The sequence below is a fragment of the Rathayibacter sp. PhB186 genome (genome assembly GCF_003751825.1).
GTDB lineage: Bacteria > Actinomycetota > Actinomycetes > Actinomycetales > Microbacteriaceae > Rathayibacter > Rathayibacter festucae.
This window is the reverse complement of the sequence record NZ_RJKO01000001.1, coordinates 19,934-46,661: the sequence shown is the minus strand read 5'-3', so window position 1 is coordinate 46,661 and position 26,728 is coordinate 19,934. Positions and strand designations below refer to the sequence as shown.

Below are 26,728 nucleotides of genomic sequence, written 5' to 3'. Positions count from 1 at the left end.
CGGCGCCGAAGGCCCCGACTCCGCCCCCTCGGTCACGACCAGCCCAGGATCCGCGCCATGTTGCCGCCCTCGACCAGCGCGCGGTCGGCCTCGTCGGGGATGGCCTTGGCGATCTTCATCCGCTCGAGGTCGAAGTCGCTGCCCGGCCACTCCGAGCCGAGCAGGATCTTCTCGGCGCCGAGCCGGGCGTAGGCGCGCTTGACGTCGGACATCAGCGTCGCCGAGGTCTCGAGGTAGATGTGCGGGTTGCGCTCGGCGACGATGATCGCCTCGGGCACGTTCCAGACCGCGCCCATGTGGGCGATGATCGTCGGCACGCCGGGGAAGCCCTTGGCGATCTCCTCAATGGCGAACGGTGCGCAGAACGCGTCGTCGAGGGCGTTGATCAGCACGGGCAGGCCGAGCTCGTCGCAGACCGCGAACAGCGGGTCGAGCAGCCCGTGATCGGCGACGTGATAGCCGTGCAGGCTGGGGTGCAGCTTGAGCCCGACCAGGCCGGCGTCGGCGAAGCGGCGGATCTCGTCGGTCGCGTTCTCCCACTGCGGCATGACCTGGCCGAAGCCGAAGAGGCGGTCGGGGTGCGCCTTCACGAGGTCGATCAGGAAGTCGTTCTCGATGCCCTGCGCGAGGGAGCAGACCATCGCGCGGTCGACGCCGGCGGCGTCCATCCGGTCGAGGATGCGCTTGGGGTCGAACGGGGTGTAGGCCGGGGGCTGCTCGCCGGGGCGGACCCCGCTGAGGTAGTCGCTGCGGCCTCGGCGGTCCTGCGTGGTGTTGTACGCGTCGATGATCATGCGGCGTCTCCTTCTTCCGGTGTGGTGCGGGGGGGTGTTGTTCGGGGGCGGGGCGGGATGCTCAGCCGACCGCGGCCATCGCGCCCATGGCGACGAGCGCGGCGAGGGAGGCGAGCCTCCGGGCGGTGTCGAGGCGGCCGGGGCGTCCGGCGAGGGCGACGCGGAGCGTGCACGCCGCGTAGACGGCGACGGCGGCGCCGAGTGGCAGGGCGAGTCCGCCGCCGTGCGCGTGCCCGGCGCTCGCGAGCGGACCGGCACCCGCGGTGGGCGCGGCGTCGGCGAGGAGCACGAGGACGGCGGCGAGCAGCATCCCGACGGCGTGCAGCGCGTCGGCGCCGTGCCGCCGGACGCCTCGGCCGCGGCGCACCCGGTCGACGAGGGCGGCGACGAGCGCGCAGCCCGCGAGCAGCGCGGACCAGAGCGGAGCGGGCAGGAGGTGCAGGGCGGGCAGGTGCACGTCGAGCATCGCGGCGAGCATGGCCGCCTCGGCGACGAGCCAGCCGCGGCCCACTCCCCGCCAGCCGGCCAGGCCGAGCGCGAGGGAGGCGGCGGCGCCCGCGAGCATCACGACCAGCAGCACGTCCACGCCGGCCTCCAGACCTCGATCGGTCACCACGGCGGGCAACATTGGATCCAATGTAGGGCTGTGCGGATCCATGGGTCAAGCCGGACGCAGGAGTGGGCTCGCCGTTCGACGACACCGACCCTCGCGTGGGATCCAATGCCTGCCATGATTGGATCCCGGCCGACCTGGCCGCTGATCGGAGGGGATCATCGTGACGACCCAGGGCGACAACGCACTCGTGGACGATCTGGCCGCCCGCATCCGGGCGAAGATCATGTCCGGCGAGATCCCGATCGGCGCCCCGCTGCGCCAGGCCGAGCTCGCGACGCAGTTCGGCATCAGCCGCACCCCGGTCCGCGAGGCGCTGCGCCAGCTGCAGACCGGCGGGCTGATCGAGGTCGTCCCCAACCGCGGCGCCGTCGTCCGCGTGCCGGTGCCGTGGGAGGTGCGCGAGGCCTACGAGGTGCGCGCCGAGCTGGAGTCGCTGGCCGCCCGCCGCGCGGTCGACCGCCTGGACGATGCGACGATCGCCGAGCTCCGCTCCGTCAACACGGCCATGTACGAGCGCTCGCTCGCCGTCGCCGCCGGCACCGCCGCCGAGCGCGACGGCAGCGCCAACGACCAGTTCCACGGGCTGATCTACCAGGCCTCGGGCAACACCCGCCTCAGCCGGATGCTGATCGAGATCAACGACGCCTTCCCCCGCAACGTCTCGGGCCTGGTCCTCCGCGAGAACTCGCGCCACCGCGAGGAGAACTTCCGCGAGCACGAGCAGATCGTCGAGGCCTTCGTCGCCGGCGACCGCGAGCGCGCCGCCGCGATCATGCGCGAGCACGTCCTCCGCGCCGGCGAGCACCTCGCGCACTGGTACGAGCGCCGCTCCTCGACGGTGTTCACGGGCTGAGGGGCGGAGTCGGCCGCACAACATCAGCTGAGAAGGGTGGGCCTCCTCCCACAGAGGAGGCCGGGTGCTCTCAGCTGATGTTGTGCGGCGGAGTCAGCTCCGCGGCACCGTCGAGGCGCGGATCAGCAGCTCCGTCGGCAGCAGCGTCGCCCGCGGGACGTCGTCGCCGGCCAGCAGCCGCACCAGGACCTCCGCCATCGCGTCGCCGAGGCCGGCGGCCGGCTGGCGGACGGTCGTGATCGGCGGCTCGGCCGCCTCCGAGGAGTAGTCGCCGTCGAAGCCGGCGAGCGCCACGTCGCCCGGCACGCTCAAGCCGCGCTCGCGCAGCACCGCCAGGGCGCCGGAGGCCATCTGGTCGTTGGAGGCGAACACCGCGTCGATCGGGCGGCCGGAGTCGAGCAGGCGCCGCATCGCCTCGGCCCCGTCCCGCGGCGAGTAGTCGCCGATCTCGACGAGCGAGGCGTCCAGGCCGGCCGCCTCGACGGTGGCGCGCCACCCCGCCAGCCGGTCGATCGCGCCGGGCATGTCCTGGCGGCTCGCGATCATCGCCGGGGCGCGCCTCCCGAGACCCAGCAGGTGCTCGGTGACCTGCCGCGCCGCTCCGACGTTGTCGACGTCGACGAAGTGACTGTCGTGGTCGTCGAGGCTGAGCGGCCGGCCGCCGAAGACGAGGGGCACGCTCGCGCCGATCCGGGCGTAGGAGTGGTCGCCGCTGTGGTGCGACACCACGAGGGCGCCGTCGACGTTGCCGCCGAGGAGGTAGCGGCGGGTCTTGTCGGGCGTCGCCTCGGAGGCGATGACGATGTTGAGCATGTAGTCGGTCGCGGCGAGGCGGGTGGCGGCGCCCTGCACGACGGCGGCGAGGAACGGGTCGCCGAAGACCTTGCCGATCGACTCGGGCACGAGCAGGGCGAGGACCTGGGTCCGCCGGCTGGCGAGCGAGCGGGCCGCGCGGTTGGGCACGTAGCCGAGCTTCTCGATCGCGAGGCGGACGGCGGCCTGCGCCTCGGCCTTCACCTTCGGTGAGTCGTTGACGACCCGGCTGACCGTCGCCCGGGACACTCCGGCGAGCGCGGCGACAGCCTCGAGCGTGGGTGCGGCCGGTGCGGTGTCGTGACTCATGCGTGCCTCTCGAGCGGTGGACCCCCGGGCCCGAGAGTAGCCGAGCGGGCGGGTGCCCTTCGAGACACCTCCGGGGGTCCGCTCGCACTACGGCCATAGTGGGCTTCCCCTGCTGATCGAGCGGGCCGTGCGGCGGGCTTCCCCTGCTGATCGAGTAGGCCGCGCAGCGGACGTATCGAGATCCACCATCGCCGGAAGTCGAGTCTGCAGACCCGCCCTGCTGAGGACGGCGGGTCTCGATACGCCCCTCCGGGGCTACTCGACCAGCATGGACGGCGGCCGGTCCATGCTGATCGAGTAGCCCGCGCAGCGGGCGTATCGAGATCCACCATCGCGCTGAGCGCCCGCGGTCAGCCCTTGACCGCGCCGCCCATGATGCCGGCGATCAGCTGCTTGCCCGCCAGTACGAACAGCACGAGCAGCGGGATGATCGAGAGCACCGCGCCGGCCAGCACGATCGAGTAGTCGACGTAGTAGCCCGACTGCAGCTGCGACAGCGCGGTCTGCAGCGTCGGGTTGGTCGGGCTCAGCACGATCAACGGCCAGAGGAAGTCGGTCCACGCCATCATGAACGTGAACAGCGCGAGGATCGCCATCGCCGGACGCGCGGCCGGCACCGCGACGGTCAGGAAGGTCCGGAACTGGTTCGCTCCGTCGACCCGCGCCGCCTCGATCAGCTCGTCCGGGATCACGTCCACCAGGTACTGCCGCATGAAGAACACGCCGAACGCGGTGACCAGCGTCGGCACGATCACGGCGCCGAGGGTCCCGGTCCAGCCGAGCTGCCGCATCAGGATGAACAGCGGGATGATGCCCAGCTGGGTCGGGATCGCCATCGTCGCGATCACGGTGATCATCAGCCCGTCCCGCCCGCGGAAGCGCAGCTTCGCGAAGGCGTAGCCGGCCAGCGTCGAGAACGACACGACCGAGAGCGTGATGATCCCCGAGACGACCACGCTGTTCAGCAGCGCCGTCCAGAACGGGATCGCCGTGAACACCTGCGCCGCGTTGGCGAGGAAGTTGCCGCCCGGGATCAGCGGCAGCGTCTCGCCGCGGGTCGCGTTGCTCCCGCTGGCCACCACGAACGACCACCACAGCGGGTAGGTCGAGCCGAGGATGAAGGCGCTGAGCAGGCCGTAGGTGAGGAAGCCGGGTCGGTCGACACGGCCGGCGCCGGAGGAGCGCGGGCGCCGGGCGCGACGCTCGGGCTCGGCCGCGACTGGCGCAGCGGCGGGAGCGGTGGGAATCGTCGCGGTCATCGGTCGCTCACCTTCTGCGCCGGTCGGCGCGTGCGCGTTCTCACGCGGTTCTCGACGGACGCGATCCGCCGCGAGATCGCGAAGTTCACCAGTCCGATCAGCACGATCAGCAGGAACAGCAGCCAGGCGACCGCCGCCGCCTCGCCGAAGTTCTGCCGGAAGAACGCCATCTCCCAGAGGTAGAGGACCGTCGTCTGGAACTGGCGGTCCGAGCCGCCGATGCCGCCGGCGTTCGAGACGTCGAACAGGCGCGGCTCGGCGAAGATCTGCAGCCCGCCGATGGTGGCCGTGATGATCACGAAGATCAGGGTCGGCCGGATGCTCGGGATGGTGATCGAGGTGAAGCGGCGGAACGAGCCCGCTCCGTCGAGCGCGGCCGACTCGTGCAGATCGCGCGGCACGGCCTGCATCGCGGCGAGCAGGATGAGCGCGTTGTAGCCGGTCCAGCGCCAGTTGACCATCGAGGCGATCGCGATGTGGCTGGCGAGGCGGTCGTTGGTCCAGTCGATCGGGGCGATGCCGACCAGGCCGAGGAGGTTGTTCGCCAGGCCCTCCTGGTCGCCGAAGATGCTCGAGAAGATCAGCGCCACGGCGACGGGCGAGACGACGTAGGGCAGCAGCACGCTCATCCGCCAGAAGGTGCGGGCGCGCAGCGACTGGTCGAGCACCGCCGCGAGCACCAGGGCGACGGCGAGCTGCGGGATCGTGGAGAGCAGGAAGATGCTCAGCGTGTTGCCGATCGAGTTCCAGAAGAAGCGGTCGCCGAGCACCGCGGCGAAGTTGCCGAGGCCGACGAAGTCGCCCTGGCCCTGCAGCAGCTGCCAGTCGTAGAGCGAGACCACCAGCGTGTAGACGAGGGGGAAGGCTCCCGTGATCGCGAAGAGCAGGAAGAACGGCGAGATGTAGAGGTACGGCGACGCCTTCACGTCGAAGCGGCTCATCCGCTGCTTGGCCGTCAGCGGCAGGCGGGGCGCGGGGCGGCGGCCGGGAGGCGGCGCGGCCGATGCGGTCGGCGGGGTCAGGGTGCTCGTCATGGGTCGCTCTCGTCGTGGGACTCGTTCATCGGAGGGGGAGGGAGGGCCCCCGCCCGGCCTGCTACCGGACGGGGGCCCTGTCTGAGGGGAGCGGGTCAGTCGACCAGCTCGTCGAGGAGCGAGAGCGCCTCGTCCCAGCCTTTGTCGCCGTCGAGCTCGCCGCGGTCGACCTTCTGCAGCACCGGGCCGAAGACGTTCTCCTGGATCAGCGAGTCGTCCGGTCCCTTGTACTGAGCGACGACGCCCTGGGCGCGCTCGGCGAGGATCGCGCCGGTCGGCGAGCCGTTCAGCGCCGGGTCGGGCGCGGCGGCGGAGGCGAGCTGCTCCTGGGCGGAGACGGTGCTCGGGAACGGACCGGTCGCGTCGAACGCGGCGATCTGCTGCTCCGGCTCACTCAGCCACGAGGCGAGCTCGGCGGCCTCGGCGGGGTGCTTCGACTGCGTCGGGACGGAGAGGAACGAGCCGCCCCAGTTGGCCGCGCCGCCGGGGAAGACGTCGGCGAAGTCCCAGCCGGTGGCCTCGGGGTCGCCGCCGCCGGCCTCGACCTGCGCCTTCACCTGGCCGAGCATCCAGCCCGGGCAGACGAAGGTCGCGAAGGTGCCGTCATTGAAGGACTTGCCCTTGTTCCAGTCCCAGGCCTTCTGCGCGGCCGAGAGTCCGGAGGCGGCGCCGTCGGTGATCCAGCCCCAGCGCTCCTGCAGCTCGGCGTTGCCGTCGATGTTCAGCTCGCCGTCGGCGGTGTAGTAGCCCTCGGGGAGCTGGTTGACCATGGCGTTCCAGACGAAGCCGGACTGGTCGTACCAGGCCTTGCCGGTCGCGTCGTGGTACTGCTTCCCGACCGCGAAGTAGTCCTCCCAGGTCGCGTCCGCACCGCCGAGCAGCTCCGCGACGGCGGCCCGATCGGTGGGCAGGCCCGCGGCCTCGAAGGCGGCGGTGCTGTAGCAGAGGCCCTCGGGGCCGATGTCGGTGCCGTACCCGATGACGCGGCCGTCGGGGTCGACCGCCTGCTCGTACTTCCAGTCGACCCAGTCGGCCTTGCGGTCCTCGATGCCGTGGTCGCGGAGGTCGACGAACTGGTCGGAGACCTCCATGATCGAGCCGAGCCAGCCCTCCTCGATGGCGACGACGTCGGCGAGGCCGGAGCCCGCGGCGAGCTTGGTGAACGCGTCGGTCCGGGCGTTGCCGCCGGTGTCGATGTTGTTCGGGACGATGGTGACGCCCGGGTGGGCGGCCTCGTACTCGGCGTAGAGGTCGTCGAACCCCATGGCGCCGAACGTGGTCACGGTCAGTTCGATGTCGCCGTCCTCGGCCGCGCCGGATCCGGACGAGCAGCCGGAGACGAGCAGGGCCAGGGTGGCGGCGCCGGCGATCGCCGTGGCGATCCTGGCGCGTCGTGATTCGAGCACGGTCACTCCTTCGTGATGGGTGTCAGGGCACCCCTGGGGGCGCTCCCACGGTGCTGTGCTGCCGCGTGTGAGAGCGCTCTCACAAGGTGTGAGGCGAGCATACGGAGCGGGCTGCGGGGAGGTCAAGGGTTTGTGAGAGCGCTCTCTTCATGCGGCTGCGGCGGGTCCTGGAGGAGGTTCGGCTCGTGGAATCGGCCTCGGCACGCGGCATCGAGCCGGAACCGCGAGCCGGAGGTGCTTCCGCGTGCCGGAGGCCGCACCAGGCGAACTCCGGCACGCGGAATTTCCCTCGGCTCGTCGAAACGAGGCGGAATCGCGAGCCGGAGCGACTCCCGCGAGCCGGAGGTGACGCCGGGCGACGTCCGGCACGCGGAACGGCCTCGGGCACGCGGAAACCGGACGAAACGACGTGCCGGAGCGGATTCCGCGAGCCGGAGACGTGCGAGCTCGAGATCCGCCGGGACCTCGGGCGACTCCGCACGGATCCGGCACGCGGAACGACCCTCGGCACGCGGAGATGCGCGGAACCGCGAGCCGGACGCGGTCTCGCGAGCCGGAGCTAGCCCCGGACTGCCCGGGCACGCGGAATCACCCTCGGCTCGTGGAAACCTGCGGAAACGACGAGCCGGAGCTGATCGCGCGAGCCGAAGGCGACTCCGCAGCACCTCGGGCTCGTGGAACGACCTTCGGCACGCGGAAACCCGCGGAAACGACGAGCTGGCCGTGATCTCACGAGCCGGAGGTAGCCCCGGACTACTCGCGCACGCGGAACCACCCTCGGCACGCGGAAACCCGCGGAAACGACGAGCCGGAGGCGATCAGGCGAGCCGGCGGTGGCCCGCGGCGACTCCGGCTCGCCTGATCACCTTCGGCACGTGAGACCGGACGAGACAGCGAGCCGGAGGTCGCCGCGCGAGCCGGAGGCGGCCGCGCGGTCGCGGCGTCTAGGGTCCGCCTCTTGACGTGACACTTGTTTTTCACAAGCATGAGCGCAGACGCCGCAGTCCGCGGCTCCGCCGAGAAGGAGAGACCGCCATGCCCTCGATGTTCGTCAACCTGCCCGTCACCGACCTCGAGCGCGCGAAGGCGTTCTACGTCGCGCTCGGCTTCTCGATCAATCCGGCGTTCTCCGACCACAACGCGGCCTGCGTCGTGGTGGAGGAGGACCACAACTACTTCATGATCCTGGTGCGCGAGTACTTCCAGACCTTCAGCGACCTGCCGATCGGCGACCCGGCCGTGAACCCCTCCGTCTCGACCGCGATCTTCCTCGACACCCGCGAGGCCGTCGACGCCACCGTCACCGCCGGGCTCGCCGCGGGCGGCTCCGAGTCGCGGCCCGCCTCCGACTACGGCTTCATGTACCAGCGCCAGGTCTCCGACCCCGACGGCAACCTGCTCGAGTTCGGCTGGATGGACCCGGTCGCCGCGGCGCAGGGCCCGGAGGCGTTCACCGGCGAGCAGGCCTGAGGGCGATGGCCGCACGCGACTACGGGCAGTACTCGGCGCTCACCCGCGCGGTCGAGCTGGTCGGCGAGCGCTGGGCCCTGCTGATCGTGCGGGACCTGCTGGTCGGGCCGCGCCGCTACAGCGAGCTCGCGCAGGGGCTCGCGCGCATCCCGAGCAACGTGCTGGCCGGCCGGCTCAAGGAGCTGCAGGCGGCCGGGATCATCCGGCGGGCGCCGCGCTCGCGCATCATCGTCTACGAGCTGACGCCCTACGGCCGCGAGCTCGAGCCGATCGTGCTCGCGCTCGGCGCCTGGGGGTTCAAGGCGCTGGGCGATCCGCGCGAGGAGCAGGTGATCACCCCGGACTCGATGACGGTGGATCTGCGCACCGCGTTCCGCCCGCAGGTCGCGGCCGAGCTGCCGGCGACGGTGTACGCGGCGCAGGTCGGACCGGCCGGGCTGCTGATCCGGGTCGACGGCGCGGCGCTGGACGTGTCGCGCGGCGAGGTGCCGGGCGCCGGGGCGCCGGTGGACCTGGCGTTCTCGACCGGGGCGGACATCCGGCTGCTGCTGTCGGGCGAGCTCGCGCCGGAGCGGGCCATCGCGACCGGCGCGGTCACGGTGCTCCGCGGGCGGGACGCGCTGCTCGGGCGCTTCGCGAGCACGTTCCACCTCGCGGCGTGAGAGAGCCTTGCTGATCGAGTAGCCCACGCAGTGGACCCCGTGCATGCTGATCGAGTAGCCCGCGCAGTGGGCGTATCGAGATCCACCGTCACTCGGAGGGTGGGTCTCGATACGCCCCTCCAGGGCTACTCGACCAGCATGCCGGGGCGCCTCGGGGGCAGCTCGACCAGCGTGCCGGGCCCCTCCGGGGCTGCTCGACCAGCGGGGATGAGGAGCGGGACGCCCCGCTCAGAGCGGCGCTCTGCATGCTGATCGAGTAGTCCGCGCAGCGGACGTATCGAGATCCACCGCCGCTCGGAGGGTGGGTCTCGATACGCCCCTCCGGGACTACTCGACCAGCATGCGGCGGCCCCTCCGGGGCTGCTCGACCAGCATGGGGGGCTGCTCGACCGGCATGCGGGCGGAAGGGCTGGCCGCTGAGCGAGGGGCGGGTGGCCGCGCAGGGCGCCTCCGGGGCCGCGCGGCCGGGAGCCGACTGGGCGCGCGGCTCCGCCGGCGCCGGCGGGTGCTGGAGTGGCCGTTGCCCTCGCGCGCCGCGGGGCCGTCCACGACCCGCGGAGGAACCCCCATGCCGTCATCGAAGCCCGCCAGCCGCACCACGAGTGAGCAGCGGAAGGAGCACGCCGAGCAGTACTCCGCCGCGGCGCGCTACGCGTCCGAGGCGTTCGGCACCTTCCTGCTCGTCGCGGGCGGCGTCGGCACGGCGGTCTTCGCCTCCGCCTTCCCGGACAGCGGCAACGCGCTCGGCGTCGGATTCCTCGGCGTCGCGCTCGCCTTCGGGCTCACGCTGGTCGCCGGGATCTACGCCGTCGGCCACATCTCGGGCGGCCACTTCAACCCGGCCGTCTCGATCGGCTTCGCCCTCGCGGGGCGGACGGAGTGGCGGCACATCCCCGGCTACATCGTCGCCCAGATCGTCGGCGGTGTCGTGGGCGCCGGAGTCGTCGCGCTGATCGCGGCCGACGGGCCGGCCGGCTACTTCGACGCCGCGCGCGACTCGGGCTTCGCCTCGAACGGCTTCGGCGCGCACTCCCCCGGCGGCTTCGGGCTCGGCGCGGTGCTCCTGGCCGAGGTCGTGCTGACGGCGGTCTTCGTCGGCGTGATCCTCTCCGTCACCGCGAAGAGCGAGTACAAGGCCGTCGCCCCGATCGCGATCGGCCTCACGCTGACCCTCGTGCACCTGATCAGCATCCCGATCAGCAACACGTCCGTGAACCCGGCCCGCTCGATCGCGGCCGCCGTCTTCGCCGGGCCGGACGCGCTCGGCCAGGTCTGGGTGTTCCTGCTGGCGCCGCTGCTCGGCGCGGCGATCGCCGGCCTGGCCTCGAAGACGCTGCACCGCACCCGCTGACGCGCGCCGCCCGGCCGGTCGCCGCGTCGACGACGCAGAAGTTGCGGTAGTCGAGCGCGACTACCGCAACTTTCGAGGAGTGGGGGCCGCCCGGTGGGCGCGGCGAGCAGCAGGACGGAGGCGGGCCCCGGACTGGAGCGCTCAGGCCGTGCAGAACATCAGCCGAGGGGGCCGCTCGACCGCGATGGGCGATGAGCGCGCCTCTCAGCTGATGGTGTGTCGCACCGATCGCGCGGGATCTCGATACGCCCGCTGCGCGGGCTACTCGATCAGCATGTCGGGGGGCGGTCGCCGGAGCCATGCTGGTCGAGTAGCCCCGGAGGGGCGTATCGAGACCACACGCGCTCAGGACGGGGGATCTCGATACGCCCGCGAGCGGGCTACTCGATCAGCATGCTGCTGCGAGCAGCACCGCCGGGGAGGGCGGGCCACTCGATCTGCATGCTCATGTGGCTGTCATGAGGCACTTGCTGGTCGAGTAGCCCCGGAGGGGCGTATCGAGACCACACGCGCTCAGGACGGGGGATCTCGATACGCCCGCAAGCGGGCTACTCGATCAGCATGCTGCGGCGGGCGCGTCAGCCGAGGAGCATCGCGAAGCCCTGGGCGGGGAGGGTGACCGGGGTCGGCCCCGTGGCGGGCGACTCGCTGACGAGGGTGCCGTCCTGCGCGTAGACGCGGAGGGTGCCGGTGCCGTCGACCGTGGTCGGCTGGGGCGTCGCGGTCGAGTTGCGGACCAGCTCGGTGCGGCCGGTGTCGCCGACGAGCACCAGGCGCGAGACGACGGGGCGGACCAGCAGGGCGTCGAGCTTCGTCTCGCCGGAGAGGGCGCGGACCTCGACGGTGGTCGAGCTCGCGGGGAGCGTGCGCCGCAGCTTCTGCGGCAGCAGGATCCCGGACGCCTCGGTGACGCCCTGCGCGCCGACGGTGCTGGTGAGCACGTCGAGCGGGCGGCGGCCCGAGTTCCAGAGGCTGATCGGGGTCTTCTCGGTGCCTCGCTCGGCGGCGAAGATCACGGCCTCGACCAGGCGGTCCTGGGTCGCGGAGCCGACGGGGATCGTCGCCGCGCGGCGCCAGTTCGTGAGCGACAGGTAGGAGCCGCTCCAGCCGGACTCGCCGGTCCACGCCGACTCCGGGGTGACGACCGTGCCGCCGCGGGCCGACTCGGCCTCGACGAGGCGGAGGCCGTCGCGGCTCGCCTGGGTCGTGACCGCGGTCGCGCGGGCGGCGACCGACGGGTGCGCGTCGAGCGCGAGCATCGACAGCAGGCCGTGGATGGTGCTCTCGGCGCCGCTGTTGCGGTTGACGCTGCCGTCGGCCTGGACGCCGTCGTAGGTGACTCCGGTCGCCGGGTCGTAGACGGGAGCACCGCTGAGGTTGAGGCCGAAGAACCAGGCGCCCTGCACGCCCGCGAGGTCGAGGTAGGCACTCGAGCCGGTCGCGCTCGAGCCGGTCGCGTCGGCGAGGGCGAGCGAGTTCTGCAGCCGCGAGTCGGCGCCGTAGGCGATCTGCACGCGGTCGGTCGGCGTCGGGTTCCAGCCGTTGTCCGGGCCGCCGGCGGTCAGCAGCTCGGGGGCGAAGCGCGCGGCGTCGACGACGGCCGGCTCGAGGAGCGACGCGTCGCCGAGCGCGACGGACGAGGCGGCCAGGCCGCCCGCCATCTGCGAGGACCAGGAGTGCCAGAGCGAGCGGGACTTCGTCCAGGGCAGGATCGCGCCGTACGGCCAGGAGGTGGTGTCGCCTTGAGTCGTGGTGCGGGCGTAGGCGGCGACGCCCTCGGCGAGCTTCGCGGTGCTGGCGCGCACGGCGGCGTCCTCCGGCGCGGCCTCGACGTAGGCGGAGAGGCCGAGCAGGGCCTCCGCGGTGGCGTCGGCGCCGTCGACGATCAGCCAGGCGGGCACGTCGACGCCGTCGGCGACCGCGTACTCGCCGTAGCGGGTGAGGACCTCGCGGTCGACGGCGGAGACGCCGAGGCGCAGGCGCTCCTGCAGGAAGGCGGCGAAGTCGGGGTCCTCGTCCTGGAACGCGGCGTAGCCCTCGCCGAGCGCCCAGAGGGTGCGGGCGAGCCAGTAGCTGTCCTCGGAGTCGCTCGGGTCGGGCAGCTCGACGGGCTCGGCGCTGGGGTTCAGCTCGCCGTCGGGCTGCATCCAGAGGACGACGTTGCCGGCGTCGTCGCCGTCGGTGGTCTGGAAGTAGGCGAGCGAGCGGAGGGTCTCGTAGGCCTTGTCGCGGCTCGCCGTCGAGCCGGTCTGCTGCCAGTGCCGGAGGTAGACGACGGCGGCGCGGGAGACGTCGTCGGTATTGTAGGCGCCCTGCGCCCAGTCGCCGGTCGCCGGGTCGAGGGGGCCGCCGCCGACGCGCTCGAAGGTGCCGCCGTCGCGGGCGTCGGCATAGGTCCACGGGAGCACGAGATCGGGCTCCTCGGCGAGGCGGTAGGTGCTGTGGCCGGCCTGGGGCTGCGGAGTGGCGGTGTCGAGCAGGAAGTCGAGGTGCGCGGTGTTGGTCAGCGGCTCGGCGGCCTGCGCCGGGGCCGCGCCGACGGCGAGGCCTCCGGCGGCGAGCGCGGTCGCGGCCAGGACGGCGGCGGCGCGGGGTCTGAAGTTCGTCATTGAACTCTCTCCTTGTGGGGGGGGTGGCGTGCGGTGGGGGATCTCGATACGCCCGCGATGCGGGCTACTCGATCAGCATGAGAAGGGGGCGATGCATGTTGGTCGAGTAGCCCCGGAGGGGCGTATCGAGACCCGGCCTTCTGGAGGACGGTGGATCTCGATACGCCCGCAAGCGGGCTACTCGATCAGCATGAGACGACGCCTGCGGCGCCGGCTCGGCAGGAAGGCGCCCGCTCTGCGGGCTCGGTGGGGCGCCCGCAACGCGGGCTCGGAGCCGCGCCTACTCGTCCGTGCGGAGCAGGCGGGCCGCGCCGATCTTGGAGTCGGCCATGCCGTAGAAGACGTAGTGCCGGCCGTCGATCTCCTCGATGGCCGTGGGGAAGACGACGTTGGGGACGATGCCGCTGCGCTCCTCCTCGGTCTCGGCCTCGAGCAGCGGCTCGGAGGTGCGGGCGATCACCTTCGAGGGGTCGTCGGCGTCGAGGAGGATGGCGCCGGCCGCGTAGTTGACGTGCTGCTGCTGCGAGAAGGCGCTGTCGATGGTGCCGGTGACGCCGTGGTGCAGCAGCAGCCAGCCCTCGGGCACCCGCAGCGGCACGGGGCCGCCGCCGATCTTCAGCTCCTCGTAGGCGAACTCGGGGCCCGCGACGAAGCGGTGCCGGGTCCAGCGGGTCAGGTTCGCCAGGTCGCGGTCCACCTCGTCGACCGGCACGTAGCTGATCCAGATGCTCTGCCGCGGGTCGTCGACGCCCGCGGGCAGCCGCACGCCCTCCCCCGGCTTCGTCTCGCCGAGGTCCCACATCGGCCGGTGCAGCACCGCGAAGCAGCGCGTGCCGTCCGGCGCCGCCACGATCTCGGGGAAGAACACCGTGTCCTTGTTGTGGAAGAGCCCGAGGTCGATGTCGAGGTCGTCGTCGTAGGCGAAGGTCACCGGGCCCAGGCGCCGCCACTCGCGCAGGTCCTCCGAGACGGCGAGCGCCGTCCGCGGCCCGAGCGGCCCGTAGGCGACGTAGGTCATCACGTGCAGGCCGAGCGCCTCGATGAAGGTGACCCGCGGATCCTCGACGCCGGAGTGCGTCGCCCCGCGCTCGAAGCCGCGGTCGGGCGCCAGCACGACGCCCTGGCGCTCGACGCCGACGGGCACGCCGTCCTCGACGAGCACGCGGGCCAGGCCGATCCGCGAGACGTTGCCGGCGGCGACCATCCGGGGCAGGAGGTAGAGCTCGCCGTCGGGGCCGCGTCCGCTGCCGGGGTTGAGCACCCCCTCGGCCTCGAGGTCGTCGCCGGGGAGCGGCTCCATCACGACGCCGACGCGCTCGAGGCGGTAGGGGACGGCGGTGCGAGTGGTGGCGGTGGTGCCGGGGGTGGGAGTCATGGTCATCCTTTCACTCCGGATCCGAGATCCGTCGAGACGAAGTAGCGCTGGAACACGATGAAGAGCACGACGACGGGGGCGGCCAGCACGACGGCGCCCGCGAGGATCGCGCCGAACGGGTTGTCGGTCGACGACGCGACGTTGGAGATGTAGTTGGCGAGGGACACGGCGAGCGGCTGCAGTGACGCGTCCTTCGTGATCAGGAACGGCCAGAGGAACTCGTTCCAGGGGCCGATGAAGGTGAGCAGCACGGCCGTGACGAGCGCGGGGCGCACCAGCGGCAGCGCGATGTTCCACAGCAGCTTGATCTCGCCGGCCCCGTCGATCCGCGCGGCCTCGAACAGCTCCTTGGGCAGCTGGAGGAAGTACTGCCGGAAGATGATCACCGCCGTCGAGTTGATCGCGAACGGCAGGATCATGCCCAGGTGGCTGTCCGCGAGTCCGTAGTCGCGGGCGATCAGCACGTAGAGCGGGATCTGCAGCAGCTGGAACGGGATGACCTGCACCAGCAGCGCGAGCGCGAACACGGCGTTGCGGCCGCGCCACTCGAGCATCGCGAGCGCGTAGCCCGCCAGCACCCCGAAGACGATCGTGCAGAGCAGCACGCCGCCGGTGAAGATCCCGGAGTTGATCAGGCCGGTGAGCAGGTTGATCCGCTCGTTCACGTTCACGTAGTTGTCGAGGGTGAGGTTCCCCGCCTCGGGGATCGCCCCGGCCAGGGTGGGGTCGGGGTCGGTCTGCAGCGAGCCGATCACCATGTAGTAGAAGGGGAACAGGAAGACGATCGCGCCGAGCGCGAGCACCACGCCGCGCAGGATCACGGCCGATCGGCTCGAGGCCGGGCGCTTCCGCCGGGTCGGCGGGGCGGCGGCGGCGGGAACCGCGGAGGTCGCGCCTCCGGCACTGGCGAGCGTGCTCATGAGTTCCTCTCCCCGGCGAAGCGGTTCTGCAGGTAGGCGATGACGAGCACGAGCAGCACCAGCACGACGCCGATGGCCGAGGCCACGTCGGGCTGCCCCTGCTGGATGCCCAGCTGGTACATCAGCAGCACGGGCGAGGCGGAGGCGCCGTTGGGCCCGCCGCCGCCGGTGAGCAGGTAGGGCTCGGTGAAGAGGTTCGCGCCGGTCACGGTGGACACGAGCAGCACCAGCAGCGTCGCCGGCCGCACGCTCGGCACGGTCACCGACCAGAACTGCCGGATGCGGCCCGCACCGTCCGTCGACGCCGACTCGTAGAGCTCCTTCGGCACGTTCTGCAGCGCCGCGAGGTACAGCAGGATGTAGAAGCCGAGCTGCTTCCAGGTGACGTAGAGCGCGATGATCGGCATCGCCAGCTTGTCGTTGATCAGCCAGGACGGGTCCGGCGCGAGCGGCCCGAGCAGGCTGTTCACGAGTCCGTTCCCGTTGAAGAGGAACAGCCAGACGCCGACGACCGCGACACTCGCGGTGACGTAGGGCACGTAGAAGCTGACCCGGAGGAACGTGCGCAGGTGCACGACCTTGTCCAGCGCCGAGGCGAGCAGCAGCGAGAGCACCACCGTCAGCGGCACGTTGATCACCAGGAAGATCCCGATGTTGCCGAAGGAGCGGATGACCTGCGGGCTCGAGAACGCGGTGACGAAGTTGTCGAAGCCGACGAACGGGCGCTCGACCTGCACGCCGGGAGCCGCGAAGAAGAAGTCGTGGAAGGCGATGTAGACGGAGTAGCCGACCGGGAACGCGAAGACCGCGAGCACGAACAGCAGGTAGGGGCTGCCGAGCAGCAGCCCGAACGGCTGCGGACCGAGGACGCGGCGGAGCAGGCTCCGCTTGTCCTGGGGCCGCGGGGCTCCGGCGCCCTGTGACGCCGGAGCCTTCGGGGCGAGAGTCGTCATCTCACTGCCGTCCGGCGTCTCACTGCTGGCCGGCGAGCCCGGTGACGGTCTCCGCCGCCCCGTCGAGCGCCGACTGCACGTCGCCGTCGCCGAAGATCACGGTCTTGCCCCAGGCGTCGCGGATCGCCTGCAGCATCTGCACGGTGTTCGGGCCCGAGGGCACCTCGATGGTGCGGCTGGCCTGGTCGCCGAAGCGCTGGTAGGCGGGGTTGGCCTCGAAGTAGTCGGCGTAGGTGGTCTGCAGGTCGGTGCGCAGCGGCATCTGGCCGGTGGTCTCCAGCAGCGAGCGGTCCTGCTCCTCGCTGGTGGCGAACTTCAGGACGTCCCAGGCGGTGCCCTTGTTCTCGCAGGCGGAGTAGAGGCCGACGTTCTTCGCGTCGCTGAAGGTCCAGGTGTCCTCGGCGGGCGTGCCGTCGGGGGTGGGCACGGAGACGGAGCCCCAGTTCAGGTCGTCGTAGACCGAGACCGCCCACGGGCCGACGATCGACATCGCGGCCTGGCCGTCGGCGAACGCGTCGCCCTGGTACTGCTCGCGGCCGGCGAGGCCCTGGTCGTAGAGGCTCTTCCAGAAGTCGGCGACCTGGTAGCCGGCGTCGTCGGCGAAGGTGGCCTTGCCGTCCTCGACCAGCCCCGTCCCTCCGGTCGCCGCGGCGTAGAGCGGCATGAAGTCGAACTGGGTCTGGAAGAACTCGCTGGTCGGCGCGGGCTGGATCGCGGCGGGCGCGGCTCCGGACTCGACGAGGGTCTTCGCGGTGGCGGTGAACTCGTCGTAGGTGGCGAGCGAGGGGTTCTCCGGGTCGAGTCCGGCGGCGGTGAAGATGTCCTTGTTGTAGAAGATGACGACCGGGTTGCTCTTCCACGGCATCTGGAAGTACTCGCCGTCGGCGTTCTGGTACTGCTCGGCGAGGTCGCCGCTGCGGGTCTCGATGTAGTCGACGCCGTCCTCGAACTCGGACAGGTTCACGAGTCCGCCCTGGCGCTCGAACTGGCCGACCGCGCTGGGCGCCGTGTTGAAGACGAGGCAGGGCGCGTTGCCGGCGGTGATCGCGGCGCCGATGACCTCCTCGCTGCTCTTGCCGGCCGGGATCTCCTGGCCGGTGATCTGCTCGTCGGGGTGGTCGGCGTTCCAGGCGTCGACCATGGACTTGCCCCACTGCACCTCCTGCTCGTTGTTCGAGTACCAGATGGTGATCGGCCCGGTGGCGGTCAGGTCGGTGGAGGCGCCTCCCCCACCGCCGCTGCAGGCGGTCAGTCCGAGGGTCGCGAGCGAGGCGATGCCCACTCCGGTCAGCCAGCGTCTCTTCATCGAGGCCATGGTGTTCTCCTTGTTCTGCGCGTGCGCGGCGGTGCGCACGCGCGTCAGTGGATCGGGTTCAGGGGGTCGGGGTCAGGATTCGGGACCGCGGTGGCGCGGTCGAGTGGCGGACCACGAGTCCTGCGGGCTCGAGGTCGACGTCGGGGGCGGTGCCGTTCTCGATCAGGTCGAGGAGGGTCCGCGCGGCCTCCTCGCCCCAGCGTGCGGGGCGCGTGCGGGCGGAGGTCAGCGAGGGGTAGACGTGCGCGGCGATCTCGGAGTCGTCGAAGCCGGTGATCGAGAGGTCGTCCGGGAGGCGCAGCCCGCGGGTGTGCGCGACGCCGAGGCCGGCGATGGCCATCGGGTCGTTCGCGAAGACGATCGCGGTGGGCGGCACGGCGGAGTCGAGCAGGGTCTCGGTGGCGCTCGCGCCCTGGCCGGCGCTGAAGTCCGTGACGACGACGGGGCCGGGCTCGAGGCCGGCGTCGGCGCAGGCGCGCTCGAACGCCTCGCGGCGGCGGAGGGAGTGCAGCAGGTGACCGGAGCCGGCGACGTGCGCGATGCGGCGGTGGCCGAGCTCGGCGAGGTGCTGCACGGCGCCGGTGATGCCGGCGGTGTCGTCCATCACCACCGCGGGCGAGCTCGAGCCGTCGAGGCGGCCGAGCGTGACCGCGGGCAGGCCGAGCTCGGCGAGCAGCGCCGGGCGGGCGTCGGCCTCGCGCAGGTCGCTGAGGAAGACGCCGTCCACGCGGCGGTCGGCGGCGAGCGTGCGGTAGACCGCCTCCTCCGAGGCGCCCGGGTCGACGACGCTGAGCACCAGCACCCGGCCGTGCTCGGCGAGCACCCGCTCGACCCCCGAGATGAAGGCGGGGAAGAACGGGTCGGCCGCGATGACCTCGGGGTCGCGGGCGACCACGAGCCCGACCGCGAAGGAGACGCTGGTCGACAGCGAGCGGGCGGTGAGGCTGGGCCGGTAGCCGAGCTCGCCGGCGACGCGGAGGATCCGCTCGCGCGACTCCGGCGAGACGCCCGGCCGGTCGTTCAGCGCGAAGGAGACGAGCGCCTTGCTGACGCCGGCCGCGCGGGCGACGTCGAGGATCGTCGGTCGTGCCGCCATGGCCGTGCCTCCTGCTCGTCGTCGAGTCCGGATCTGAACCGGTTTACTTAACCGGTTCAGGCACCGTAGCAGGCGCGCGCGGGCGGAGGGAAGCACCGGCGAGGCGCTGACCCCCGGATCGAGACCTGCGCGGATCCGCTGAGGCGTCCCAGTGCGGTCGAGGCGTCCAGCTGCACCGGGACGCCTCGACCACTCCGGGACGCCTCGGCGCGCACCGGCATGCTGGTCGAGTAGCCCCGCAGGGGCGCATCGAGACCCGACGTCGTCAGCAGGGCGGGACTGCAGACTCGCCTTCAGGCGGTGGTGGATCTCGATACGCCCGCTGCGCGGGCTACTCGATCAGCATGCAGGCCTGCCCTGCGGGCACCTCGACCAGCATGCAGTCCCGCCCTGCGGGCACCTCGACCAGCATGGAGGCCCGCCCTGCGGGCCGCTCCATCAGCAAGCGCTTCCGCACGCCGCGGAGGCGTCGCCCATGCTGGTCGAGTAGCCCCGCAGGGGCGTATCGAGACCTGACGTCGTCAGCAGGGCGGGACTGCAGACTCGCCTTCGGGCGGTGGTGGATCTCGATACGCCCGCTGCGCGGGCTACTCGATCAGCAGGCAGACGGCCCGAGCCGCCAGCACGTCGAAACCCGACAGTTGCCGGAGACGGTCTATGCATACGCATGCAGGGTGTGAGACAGTCGGTTGTCGCGACACGCAACCCGAAACTGCCGTCGTGACGAAGACCTGAGTGGCACGGGCATCCCGAGCGGCGCACCTCGCGTGCGGCGCTGCCCCGCCGCTCTCACGCCCGCCGCCGGCCCGCCTCCTTCCGGAGCGCCCGGGCCCGCGCACCTCACCCCCAAGGACACCCTGATGAACGACACCCGCCTGCGCTCCACCCTGCCCACTCCGCCCACCTCGCCCGCCCTGCCCCGACGCAGCGTCCTCTCCGGCGCCGCCTGGTCGGTCCCGGTGATCGCCGTCGCGATCGCCACGCCGGCCGCCGCCGCCTCGACCGCCCCCGAGGCCGACAAGGGCCCGATCACCGGCACCATCGCCTTCACCCCGGTCCAGTACCGCGGCACCCGGGCCGGCGACCGGGTCGAGTTCCCGGCGCTGACCGGCGTCGTCACCATCTCCCGCGGCCCGCTGCCGGCCAAGGTCTTCCTCAACTTCTCCGAGGTGAGCGAGGGACGCGTCGACCTGCGCCGCGACGCCGGCCGCTACGTCGCGGTCGACCCGGCGACGGGCCGCTTCGAGGTCCACGGCGTCTACAACGCGATCGTCGGCGGCGACAACCCGTTCGGCTTCGTCTACGCGGGCGTCGAGGCGGAGGACGCCGACGGCGCGCTCTTCGGCTACACGGTGGCCGAGCTGATCGGCTGACCCGCCGACGATCCGCGAGGTCGGCGCGCGTCACCGGGCCAGGGCGGCCAGCTCGGCCCGGTTGCGCGCACCGGCCTTGCGCAGCAGGTTCGACACGTGGAACTTCGCGGTGTTGCCGCTGATCCCGAGGTCGTCCGCGATCCGCTGGTTCGAGGCGCCGAGCGTGATCAGGTTCAGCACCTCGCGCTCGCGGGCGCTCAGCTCGGCGAGGTCCAGCCCGTCCGGCTGAGCCGGCGGATCGAGCGGCAGGCGGATCGACAGGGTCGAGCCCCAGCCCGCCGTCGACGCGATCGAGAGCTCGCCGTCGAGGCCGCGCACGCGCTCCGCGATCGGGCGCAGCGCCTCGTCGCGGGTGGTCAGCTCGCCGCGGCCGTCGTCGCGGATCTCGACCAGCAGGTTCAGCCCGTCGCAGTCCCACTGGATCCGCACCCGCCGCGTCTGCTCCGACTCCACGAAGGCCAGCACCGCACTGCGGACGATCGCGCGCGCCGCGTGCGCGACCTCGCCGGGCAGCGCGCGTCCCGTCGCCGGCGGCTCGACGAACTGCACGTCCAGGTCGCCGAACCGGACCAGCGGGCTCAGGTCGCGCCGCAACCGGGCGAAGGCACCGACGACCGGCTCGAGCATGGCGCTGCGCTGCTCGTCGGAGGCGGTGCGCAGCTCGACCAGCGCGTTCGCCGCGATGTCGATCGCGACGGTGCGGGCCGCCCGATCGTCCAGGCGCTCGGCGCGCAGGGCGGCGAGCACCGACTCCAGTGCCACCGCGTGCCGGTCGGCCTGCTCGGCGACGGTGCGGGCGTGCTGCTGCAGCAGCGAGCGGGAGGCGGGGGTCTCGGCGGCGGTCTCGGCGGGCTCCATCCCTCGAACCTACCCGGCCTACCCGCGCACGGCGCCACCCACCCGATCGGGTAGGCAGAACCGCTCCAACGGGTGGTGGGAGCCGGTGTCCCCCACGCGCAGGCTGGCCACATGCCCGCATCCACCGACGTCACCACCGACCCCGCCCAGGCCCTCGCCGCGATCGTCGCCGAGGTCTCGAAGGCGACCGCCGCGCTCACGACCGACCGCCTCGAGCCCGTCGCCGAGCTGCTCGCGGACGCCGAGCGCGTCTTCGTGCACGGCGCCGGCCGCTCCGGCCTCGCGCTGCGGATGACCGCCATGCGCCTGATGCACCTCGGTCTCGTCGTGCACGTGGTCGGCGACGTCACCACCCCCGCGATCCGCGAGGGCGACGTGCTGCTCACCGCGAGCGGCTCCGGCACCACCGGCGGCATCGTGCGCGCCGCGCAGTCCGCCGTCGACGCCGGCGCGCGGGTCGCCGCGATCACCACCGCCGCCGGATCCCCGCTGGCCGAGCTGGCCTCCGCCGTCGTCATCGTGCCGGCCGCCGACAAGCTCGACCGCTCGGGCGCCGCCTCGGCGCAGTACTCCGGCGGGCTCTTCGAACAGATCGTCGTGCTCACCGGCGACGCCCTGTTCCACGCCCTCTGGAAGCGCGGCGGCGCGAGCGCCGACGAGCTCTGGCCGCGCCACGCGAACCTTGAATGACGACCGGCCCCACCCTCCTCACCATCCCCACCTCGACAGGAAGAAGCACCCCGTGAAGCTCCAGTTCGCCATGGACACCCTCAGCACCGACGCCGCCCTCGAGCTCGCCGCCGCGGCCGCCCCGCACGTCGACATCCTCGAGCTCGGCACCCCGCTGATCAAGAGCGCCGGCCTCTCGGCCATCACCGCCATCAAGGAGGCGCACCCCGACAAGACGGTCTTCGCCGACCTCAAGACCATGGACGCCGGCGAGCTCGAGGCCGACATGGCCTTCAAGGCGGGCGCCGACCTCGTCACCGTCCTCGGCGTCGCCGGCGACAGCACCATCGCCTGCGCGATCGCCGCCGGCAAGAAGCACGGCAAGGGCGTCGTCGTCGACCTCATCGGCGTCCCCGACAAGGCCGCCCGCGCCCGCGAGGTCGTCGCCCTCGGCGCCGAGTTCGTCGAGATGCACGCCGGCCTCGACGAGCAGGCCGAGGAGGGCTTCACCTTCGAGACGCTGCTGCGCGACGGCGAGGCCTCGGGCGTCCCGTTCTCGGTCGCGGGCGGCGTGAGCACCGCCACCATCGAGTCGGTGCAGCGCGCCGGCGCCGTGGTCGCCGTCGCGGGCGGCGCGATCTACGGGGCGCCCGACGTCGGCGCGGCGGCTGCCGCGCTGCGCGCCGCGATCGCCTGATCACCGACATCGCCTGATCCCCCGGGGCGGCGCCTCGTTCACGCGCAGCGCCGCCCTTCTCACCGTCACGCGGACGCTGCCGAGCGCACCATGGAGAACGCCCTCCTGGACCGCATCGCAGAGACGCTGCAGGAGCTCGGTACCGGGTTCACCTTCGCCGGCCGCCAGGTGCACTTCGAGGTCAGCGGCCGGGACTTCTCCCTCGACCTGCTCTTCTTCCACACCGAGCAGCTCCGGTACGTCGTCGTCGAGCTCAAGAAGGGCGACTTCGAGCCGGCGTTCACCGGCCAGCTCGGGTTCTACATCGCCCTCGTCGACGAACGACTCCGACGCCCGAGCCACGCTCCGACCATCGGCATCCTGATCTGCGGCGACAAGGACGAGCACATCGTCAGGTACGCCCTCAGCCAGGCAGCATCGCCCATCGCCGTCGCGACCTACACCTACGACGCGCTACCCGACGCCGAGCGCCTCGCTCTTCCCGACGAGCAGCGCATCATCGCCGCCATCGACGCCAGCGGGGTCGTCGACGAATAGTCCCACAGCCTGTGGGACTATTGATCATTCCTCACCAGATCGTCGCCGACGACAGCACCATGGCCGACGCGATCGCCGCTGGTAAGAAGCACGGCAAGGGCGTGGTCGTCGACCTGATCGGCGTCCCCGACAAGGCCGCCCGCGCCCGCGAGGTCGTCGCGCTCGGCGCCGAGTTCGTCGAGATGCACGCCGGCCTCGACGAGCAGGCCGAGGAGGGCTTCACCTTCGAAACGCTCCTGCGCGACGGCGAGGCCTCCGGCGTCCCGTTCTCGGTCGCGGGCGGCGTGAGCACCGCCACCATCGAGTCGGTGCAGCGCGCGGGCGCCGTGGTCGCCGTCGCGGGCGGCGCGATCTACGGCGCTTCCGACGTGGGTGCGGCGGCTGCCGCGCTGCGCGCCGCGATCGCCTGATCACCGACATCGCCTGATCCCTCGGGGCGGCGTCGCGCGATTCCGCGCCGCCGCCCTTCTGCAGCTCAGCCCCTCAGACTCGCGCTAGGGAAGTCGCGGTGGCGCGATCAGTTCGAGGAAGCTGCCGAGCGCACCCTCGAGGTAGACGATGCGCGTACCCGCTCGGGCGCCGCTGGTCATCCGGTGGGGCGGACCGACCGGCCGCCAACCGTGCGCAGCACATAGGCCCAGCACCCGGTCGAGGTCCGAGACCGTCAGCGCGATGTGCACCGTGCCGATGTCCGCGGGCGAGCCGGCTGCTCGAGCCGACCGAGGGGGGTCGTACTGCAGCAGCTCGACTCGGTGGTCTCCGAGTGTCACCACCGCTCCCCGGATGGTCGCTCCGTCGACGCCCGTGGTCGCGACCGTGGTGTCCGCATCGAGCGTGAAGGCGCGGTCGAGTGTGAAGCCGAGACCGGAGCACCACAGTTCCACCGAGTCGTCGAGATCGGTCACGGTGAGGCCGGAATGAGCGACGGCCGAGACGAGTGGTGATGTCATCCCCTGAGTATCCGGCTCGACTCGGCGGCCCCTCGAGAACGGGAGCGTGCGTACAGCCATCGCGCATCGAGCAACGAATCGCCGATAGTCGCGATTGTCAGTGTGCTGTACGGAAGATGCCCGAAAGACCTCCCCTGCTACGAGTCAGCGAGTGAGACGCTCTCGACGGAGTGAATGCCTCCTGCCGAGCCGTTCTTGCGAGGAGGCGCGCGAACACGATGCCCCGACGGCGCCGGAGAAGCTTCGCGATCCTCGATGAGCGAGAGGACATAGGCTCGCACACATGGCAGCCGGCGCAGTGATGTACAGCTTCGCGATACAGCTGGCGGATGTGGACCGCGGCGTCTACGAGGACATCACGCTGCGGGCCGCTCGGCACCCTTCCGAGACCGACGCGTTCATGATGACGCGCGTGCTCGCGTACTGCCTCGAATACGTGGAGGGGATCACCTTCAGCGAGGGTATCTCGTCGACGGCGACCGAGCCGGCGGTGCTGGTCCGTGATCTCACCGGCAGGTTGACCACGTGGATCGAGGTGGGCGCGCCGGATGCCGAGCGACTGCACTTCGGGAGCAGGCTGGCCGACCGCACGACGGTCTACACGCATCGCAACCCGGAGAAGGTGATCGCGGCGTGGTCCGGCAAGCGAATCCACCAGCTCGAGCAGATCACCGTGCAGAGCTTCGACCACGGATTCCTGGATGCCGCGGTCGCGGTACTCGAGCGCCGCAACACGCTGACCGTGTCGGTCGTCGAGGGGCAGCTGTATCTCGAGTTCAACGGCGTGACGTCGAGCAGCGACATCCACGTGCATCAGCCGGGCTGAGCGTCGGCACCCTCGACGCGAACGGAAGGACCGAGTCGCGTCCTGTTGCACGTCGACGTCCGTCGACCACTGCATTCCAGGCGGAGGCACGGCCTTCGCGACGTGCCCTGTGCAGTGCTCGCCGGTCTGCTGCTCGCGTAAGAGGCGGTGCTGGAGGCGTTGATCGCGCCGACGTGCTCCTTGGAATCGTGGTACCGGGACCTGGTGCCGGCCAGGCCGGCTCGGGAGCCGGAGGAGAGCCCGCACCCTTCCTGGTGCGATCCGCGAAGGTCATTCGCGCCCCTCCTCCTGCCGGGCGTCCCGTCGAACGCCTCACCGCGCTGAAGCGGCACACGCGCCCTGCGCCCTCCAGCTGCCGGCCGCGTGTGCCGGACAGACTGTCCCCCGGACGCAGTGCGGCTCCGAGGACATGCGAGCACGATTCCGGCGCGAGCGGCACCCCCTTGGACGAGAGACGGCCCGGCAGTGACCCTGGGTGCATGACGTCTCAGACGACCGTCCTCCGCGACGACTCCCTGTCCCTGCTGACGCGCGGCTACGGCTTCGGCGCCCGGATCTGGCGTCGCGCCCGCACCGACGCTCGAGCGGTGCCCCTTCGTCTGCTGGGACGCGACGCGCTCCTGGTCCGCGGCGCCGAGGCCGTCGACCTGTTCTACGACGACGCCCGCATCGCTCGACACGGTGCGATGCCTGCGATCGTGCAGCAGACCCTGTTCGGGAACGGCTCGGTGCACAGCCTCGACGGCGACGAGCACCGGCACCGCAAGGCCGCCTTCGTCGACGTCGCCTACGAGGACGCGCAGGTCCAGCGGCTGATCCCCCTGCTCGAACGGGAGTGGCGGATCGAGCAGGAGGCGTGGCTGGCGGGCGGAACCCGGAGCGCCTACGACGCGGCGGTCGGCGCGTTCGGCCGGGCGAGCATGAGCTGGGCCGGTCTTCCCGGGACTCGGCGCGCGAAGACCCGGTGGGCCGCACGTCTCGCGCAGATCGTCGACGGGTTCGGTGCGCCCTACTCGCCCGAGTACCTCCTCGCCGCCGCGAACCGGCTGTGGTCCGACCGGCACGCGGAGCGGCTCATCGAAGCGGCGAGAGGCGGCGCTCTGTCCGCCCCGCCCGGCACCGCGCTGCACGAGTGGGCGTGGCATCGCGATCTGTCGGGGGAGCTGCTGCCGGACCGCCTCGCGGGCATCGAGCTGCAGAACAGCATCCGGCCGATGATCGCCGTCGCCCGCTTCGTCGCCTTCGCCGCGAAGGAGCTCCACGACCGGCCCGAGTGGCGGCAGAGGATCGCCGCCGAGGCGGAGGAGTCCGGCGCGCCGAGGGCGGGCCGGCTCGCGACCGCGTTCGCGCAGGAGATCCGGCGAACCGCGCCCTTCGTGCCGATGCTGCCCGGCTGGGCGATCACGGACGTCGAACTCGACGGCGCCCGACTGCCCGCCGGAGGACGAGTGCTCCTGGACATCCTGGGCACCGACACGGACGAGCAGTCCTGGCCCAGCGCCGACGTCTTCGATCCCGAGCGCTTCGTCGGCATCGACGACTACGAGTCCGTCTCCGTCTTCATTCCGCACGGCGGAGCGGACGTCGCCACCGGCCATCGCTGCCCCGGGGAGAAGCCGGCCATCGCCGGCCTCGCGACGGCGATCGCCGCGCTCAGCGACCCACGGCTTCGGATCCTGGGCAGCGGGCTGAGCCTGAACCGACGTCGGCTGCCGACCAAGCCGGCCTCGGGAGGCGACGTGCGATCCGCCGAAGCGCCCGCACGCTGCCCATTCCGCTGACCAGAGTTCGCAGCTAAGGCCAGCCACCAGTGACAGGCGAGCCGACGGCGACCTTCCTCCATCGGAACCAGGAGCGACACTTCATGCGATGCGGCTGCGCCCGCGAGATCTCGACGGTCAAGGCCTTCAAAGCAACCGTCCGATTGGCTCGCTTGTGCGGGAAGTTCTCGCGCATATTCGCCCCTCTTCAACCGTTGAGGGA

23 protein-coding genes and 2 pseudogenes are annotated in these 26,728 nt (G+C 71.8%); 11 read left to right on the top strand and 14 right to left on the bottom strand.

Annotated features, from left to right (window positions below; all coding sequences use genetic code 11):
• Positions 1-32 precede the first annotated feature (32 nt).
• A complete protein-coding gene (locus EDF45_RS00220; RefSeq protein WP_123731620.1) occupies positions 33-794 on the bottom strand; it encodes an amidohydrolase family protein in 762 nt (253 codons plus the stop codon).
• Positions 795-855: 61 nt separating this feature from the next.
• A complete protein-coding gene (locus tag EDF45_RS00215) occupies positions 856-1,410 on the bottom strand; it encodes a hypothetical protein (protein ID WP_148060196.1) in 555 nt (184 codons plus the stop codon).
• Between the two features lie 160 nt (positions 1,411-1,570).
• Here EDF45_RS00215 and EDF45_RS00210 point away from each other — a divergent pair, with 160 nt between their 5' ends.
• Positions 1,571-2,263 (top strand): GntR family transcriptional regulator, encoded by a 693-nt coding sequence (locus EDF45_RS00210; RefSeq protein WP_207901612.1) that lies wholly within the window; start codon positions 1,571-1,573, stop codon positions 2,261-2,263.
• A 93-nt stretch (positions 2,264-2,356) separates the two neighbouring features.
• Here the strand turns inward: EDF45_RS00210 and EDF45_RS00205 are convergent, their stop codons facing one another.
• From EDF45_RS00205 to EDF45_RS00190, 4 genes are all read right to left on the bottom strand, one after another.
• Entirely contained in the window at positions 2,357-3,385 is a 1,029-nt protein-coding gene (locus EDF45_RS00205; RefSeq protein WP_123705885.1) for a LacI family DNA-binding transcriptional regulator, read from the bottom strand.
• Between the two features lie 350 nt (positions 3,386-3,735).
• Positions 3,736-4,644 (bottom strand): carbohydrate ABC transporter permease, encoded by a 909-nt coding sequence (locus tag EDF45_RS00200; protein WP_123734512.1) that lies wholly within the window; start codon positions 4,642-4,644, stop codon positions 3,736-3,738.
• The gene (locus EDF45_RS00195) at positions 4,641-5,678 is read right to left on the bottom strand and encodes a carbohydrate ABC transporter permease (protein ID WP_123731616.1); all 1,038 of its coding nucleotides are present in this window, start codon (positions 5,676-5,678) and stop codon (positions 4,641-4,643) included. Before EDF45_RS00195 ends, EDF45_RS00200 begins: the two co-directional genes overlap by 4 nt.
• A 95-nt stretch (positions 5,679-5,773) precedes the next feature.
• On the bottom strand, positions 5,774-7,084 hold the full coding sequence (locus tag EDF45_RS00190; RefSeq protein ID WP_123735516.1) for an ABC transporter substrate-binding protein: 1,311 nt from the start codon (positions 7,082-7,084) through the stop codon (positions 5,774-5,776).
• Positions 7,085-8,119: 1,035 nt separating this feature from the next.
• Between EDF45_RS00190 and EDF45_RS00185 the strand changes: the two genes are divergently transcribed.
• From EDF45_RS00185 to aqpZ, 3 genes are all read left to right on the top strand, one after another.
• Positions 8,120-8,554: a VOC family protein gene (locus EDF45_RS00185; protein WP_123734511.1), complete on the top strand. Its 435-nt coding sequence runs from the start codon at positions 8,120-8,122 to the stop codon at positions 8,552-8,554.
• Between the two features lie 5 nt (positions 8,555-8,559).
• The gene (locus EDF45_RS00180) at positions 8,560-9,216 is read left to right on the top strand and encodes a helix-turn-helix domain-containing protein (protein WP_123734510.1); all 657 of its coding nucleotides are present in this window, start codon (positions 8,560-8,562) and stop codon (positions 9,214-9,216) included.
• Between the two features lie 568 nt (positions 9,217-9,784).
• Positions 9,785-10,567 (top strand): aquaporin Z, encoded by a 783-nt coding sequence (gene aqpZ / locus EDF45_RS00175; RefSeq protein WP_123734509.1) that lies wholly within the window; start codon positions 9,785-9,787, stop codon positions 10,565-10,567.
• Between the two features lie 578 nt (positions 10,568-11,145).
• Here aqpZ and EDF45_RS00170 read toward each other — a convergent pair.
• The 6 genes from EDF45_RS00170 to EDF45_RS00145 all read right to left on the bottom strand — a co-directional run bounded on the left by EDF45_RS00170 (position 11,146) and on the right by EDF45_RS00145 (position 18,835).
• On the bottom strand, positions 11,146-13,176 hold the full coding sequence (locus tag EDF45_RS00170) for a hypothetical protein (protein ID WP_123734508.1): 2,031 nt from the start codon (positions 13,174-13,176) through the stop codon (positions 11,146-11,148).
• Positions 13,177-13,456: 280 nt separating this feature from the next.
• A complete protein-coding gene (locus tag EDF45_RS00165; protein ID WP_123734507.1) occupies positions 13,457-14,551 on the bottom strand; it encodes a glycosidase in 1,095 nt (364 codons plus the stop codon).
• A 2-nt stretch (positions 14,552-14,553) separates the two neighbouring features.
• Entirely contained in the window at positions 14,554-15,471 is a 918-nt protein-coding gene (locus EDF45_RS00160) for a carbohydrate ABC transporter permease (protein WP_123447430.1), read from the bottom strand.
• On the bottom strand, positions 15,468-16,424 hold the full coding sequence (locus EDF45_RS00155; protein ID WP_123447429.1) for a carbohydrate ABC transporter permease: 957 nt from the start codon (positions 16,422-16,424) through the stop codon (positions 15,468-15,470). The genes EDF45_RS00160 and EDF45_RS00155 overlap by 4 nt, the downstream gene beginning before the upstream one ends.
• 19 nt (positions 16,425-16,443) lie before the next feature.
• Positions 16,444-17,739 (bottom strand): extracellular solute-binding protein, encoded by a 1,296-nt coding sequence (locus tag EDF45_RS00150; RefSeq protein WP_243585829.1) that lies wholly within the window; start codon positions 17,737-17,739, stop codon positions 16,444-16,446.
• A gap of 58 nt (positions 17,740-17,797) precedes the next feature.
• A complete protein-coding gene (locus EDF45_RS00145; protein WP_123734506.1) occupies positions 17,798-18,835 on the bottom strand; it encodes a LacI family DNA-binding transcriptional regulator in 1,038 nt (345 codons plus the stop codon).
• An 860-nt stretch (positions 18,836-19,695) separates the two neighbouring features.
• Here EDF45_RS00145 and EDF45_RS00140 point away from each other — a divergent pair.
• On the top strand, positions 19,696-20,208 hold the full coding sequence (locus tag EDF45_RS00140) for a hypothetical protein (protein WP_123734505.1): 513 nt from the start codon (positions 19,696-19,698) through the stop codon (positions 20,206-20,208).
• Positions 20,209-20,238: 30 nt separating this feature from the next.
• Here EDF45_RS00140 and EDF45_RS00135 read toward each other — a convergent pair whose 3' ends face one another.
• Positions 20,239-21,066 carry a response regulator transcription factor family protein gene (locus EDF45_RS00135; protein WP_123734504.1) on the bottom strand — a complete coding sequence of 276 codons (828 nt, stop codon included), beginning with the start codon at positions 21,064-21,066 and terminating at the stop codon, positions 20,239-20,241.
• A gap of 111 nt (positions 21,067-21,177) precedes the next feature.
• Here EDF45_RS00135 and hxlB point away from each other — a divergent pair, with 111 nt between their 5' ends.
• The 4 genes and pseudogenes from hxlB to EDF45_RS00115 form a co-directional block, all read left to right on the top strand.
• A complete protein-coding gene (gene hxlB / locus EDF45_RS00130; RefSeq protein WP_123734503.1) occupies positions 21,178-21,756 on the top strand; it encodes a 6-phospho-3-hexuloisomerase in 579 nt (192 codons plus the stop codon).
• 52 nt (positions 21,757-21,808) lie between these two features.
• Positions 21,809-22,432: a 3-hexulose-6-phosphate synthase gene (hxlA, locus tag EDF45_RS00125; RefSeq protein WP_123734502.1), complete on the top strand. Its 624-nt coding sequence runs from the start codon at positions 21,809-21,811 to the stop codon at positions 22,430-22,432.
• 81 nt (positions 22,433-22,513) lie between these two features.
• Positions 22,514-22,969, top strand: a pseudogene (locus EDF45_RS00120) (PDDEXK nuclease domain-containing protein); the annotation flags it as partial.
• A gap of 41 nt (positions 22,970-23,010) precedes the next feature.
• Positions 23,011-23,379: pseudogene (locus EDF45_RS00115) on the top strand (orotidine 5'-phosphate decarboxylase / HUMPS family protein); the annotation flags it as partial.
• Between the two features lie 84 nt (positions 23,380-23,463).
• Here EDF45_RS00115 and EDF45_RS00110 read toward each other — a convergent pair.
• Complete coding sequence (locus EDF45_RS00110) at positions 23,464-23,919, bottom strand: VOC family protein (protein ID WP_185020049.1); 456 nt, start codon at positions 23,917-23,919, stop codon at positions 23,464-23,466.
• Positions 23,920-24,202: 283 nt separating this feature from the next.
• On the opposite strand from EDF45_RS00110, the gene EDF45_RS00105 reads away from it, so the two are divergent.
• Positions 24,203-24,745 (top strand): YaeQ family protein, encoded by a 543-nt coding sequence (locus EDF45_RS00105; RefSeq protein WP_123734499.1) that lies wholly within the window; start codon positions 24,203-24,205, stop codon positions 24,743-24,745.
• Positions 24,746-25,224: 479 nt separating this feature from the next.
• Positions 25,225-26,526, top strand: a complete 1,302-nt coding sequence (locus EDF45_RS00100; RefSeq protein ID WP_123734498.1) for a cytochrome P450 — start codon at positions 25,225-25,227, stop codon at positions 26,524-26,526.
• Positions 26,527-26,728 lie beyond the last annotated feature (202 nt).

Coding starts and splice junctions, on each gene's coding strand:
- EDF45_RS00140 (WP_123734505.1), top strand. CDS start 19,696: ATGAACGACACCCGCCTGCGCTCCACCCTGCCCACTCCGCCCACCTCG.
- EDF45_RS00105 (WP_123734499.1), top strand. CDS start 24,203: ATGGCAGCCGGCGCAGTGATGTACAGCTTCGCGATACAGCTGGCGGAT.
- EDF45_RS00185 (WP_123734511.1), top strand. CDS start 8,120: ATGCCCTCGATGTTCGTCAACCTGCCCGTCACCGACCTCGAGCGCGCG.
- EDF45_RS00155 (WP_123447429.1), bottom strand. CDS start 16,424: ATGACGACTCTCGCCCCGAAGGCTCCGGCGTCACAGGGCGCCGGAGCC.
- EDF45_RS00205 (WP_123705885.1), bottom strand. CDS start 3,385: ATGAGTCACGACACCGCACCGGCCGCACCCACGCTCGAGGCTGTCGCC.
- EDF45_RS00180 (WP_123734510.1), top strand. CDS start 8,560: ATGGCCGCACGCGACTACGGGCAGTACTCGGCGCTCACCCGCGCGGTC.
- EDF45_RS00100 (WP_123734498.1), top strand. CDS start 25,225: ATGACGTCTCAGACGACCGTCCTCCGCGACGACTCCCTGTCCCTGCTG.
- EDF45_RS00200 (WP_123734512.1), bottom strand. CDS start 4,644: ATGACCGCGACGATTCCCACCGCTCCCGCCGCTGCGCCAGTCGCGGCC.
- EDF45_RS00165 (WP_123734507.1), bottom strand. CDS start 14,551: ATGACTCCCACCCCCGGCACCACCGCCACCACTCGCACCGCCGTCCCC.
- EDF45_RS00220 (WP_123731620.1), bottom strand. CDS start 794: ATGATCATCGACGCGTACAACACCACGCAGGACCGCCGAGGCCGCAGC.
- EDF45_RS00135 (WP_123734504.1), bottom strand. CDS start 21,066: ATGGAGCCCGCCGAGACCGCCGCCGAGACCCCCGCCTCCCGCTCGCTG.
- EDF45_RS00145 (WP_123734506.1), bottom strand. CDS start 18,835: ATGGCGGCACGACCGACGATCCTCGACGTCGCCCGCGCGGCCGGCGTC.
- EDF45_RS00170 (WP_123734508.1), bottom strand. CDS start 13,176: ATGACGAACTTCAGACCCCGCGCCGCCGCCGTCCTGGCCGCGACCGCG.
- aqpZ (WP_123734509.1), top strand. CDS start 9,785: ATGCCGTCATCGAAGCCCGCCAGCCGCACCACGAGTGAGCAGCGGAAG.
- EDF45_RS00195 (WP_123731616.1), bottom strand. CDS start 5,678: ATGACGAGCACCCTGACCCCGCCGACCGCATCGGCCGCGCCGCCTCCC.
- hxlB (WP_123734503.1), top strand. CDS start 21,178: ATGCCCGCATCCACCGACGTCACCACCGACCCCGCCCAGGCCCTCGCC.
- EDF45_RS00150 (WP_243585829.1), bottom strand. CDS start 17,739: ATGGCCTCGATGAAGAGACGCTGGCTGACCGGAGTGGGCATCGCCTCG.
- EDF45_RS00160 (WP_123447430.1), bottom strand. CDS start 15,471: ATGAGCACGCTCGCCAGTGCCGGAGGCGCGACCTCCGCGGTTCCCGCC.
- EDF45_RS00110 (WP_185020049.1), bottom strand. CDS start 23,919: ATGACATCACCACTCGTCTCGGCCGTCGCTCATTCCGGCCTCACCGTG.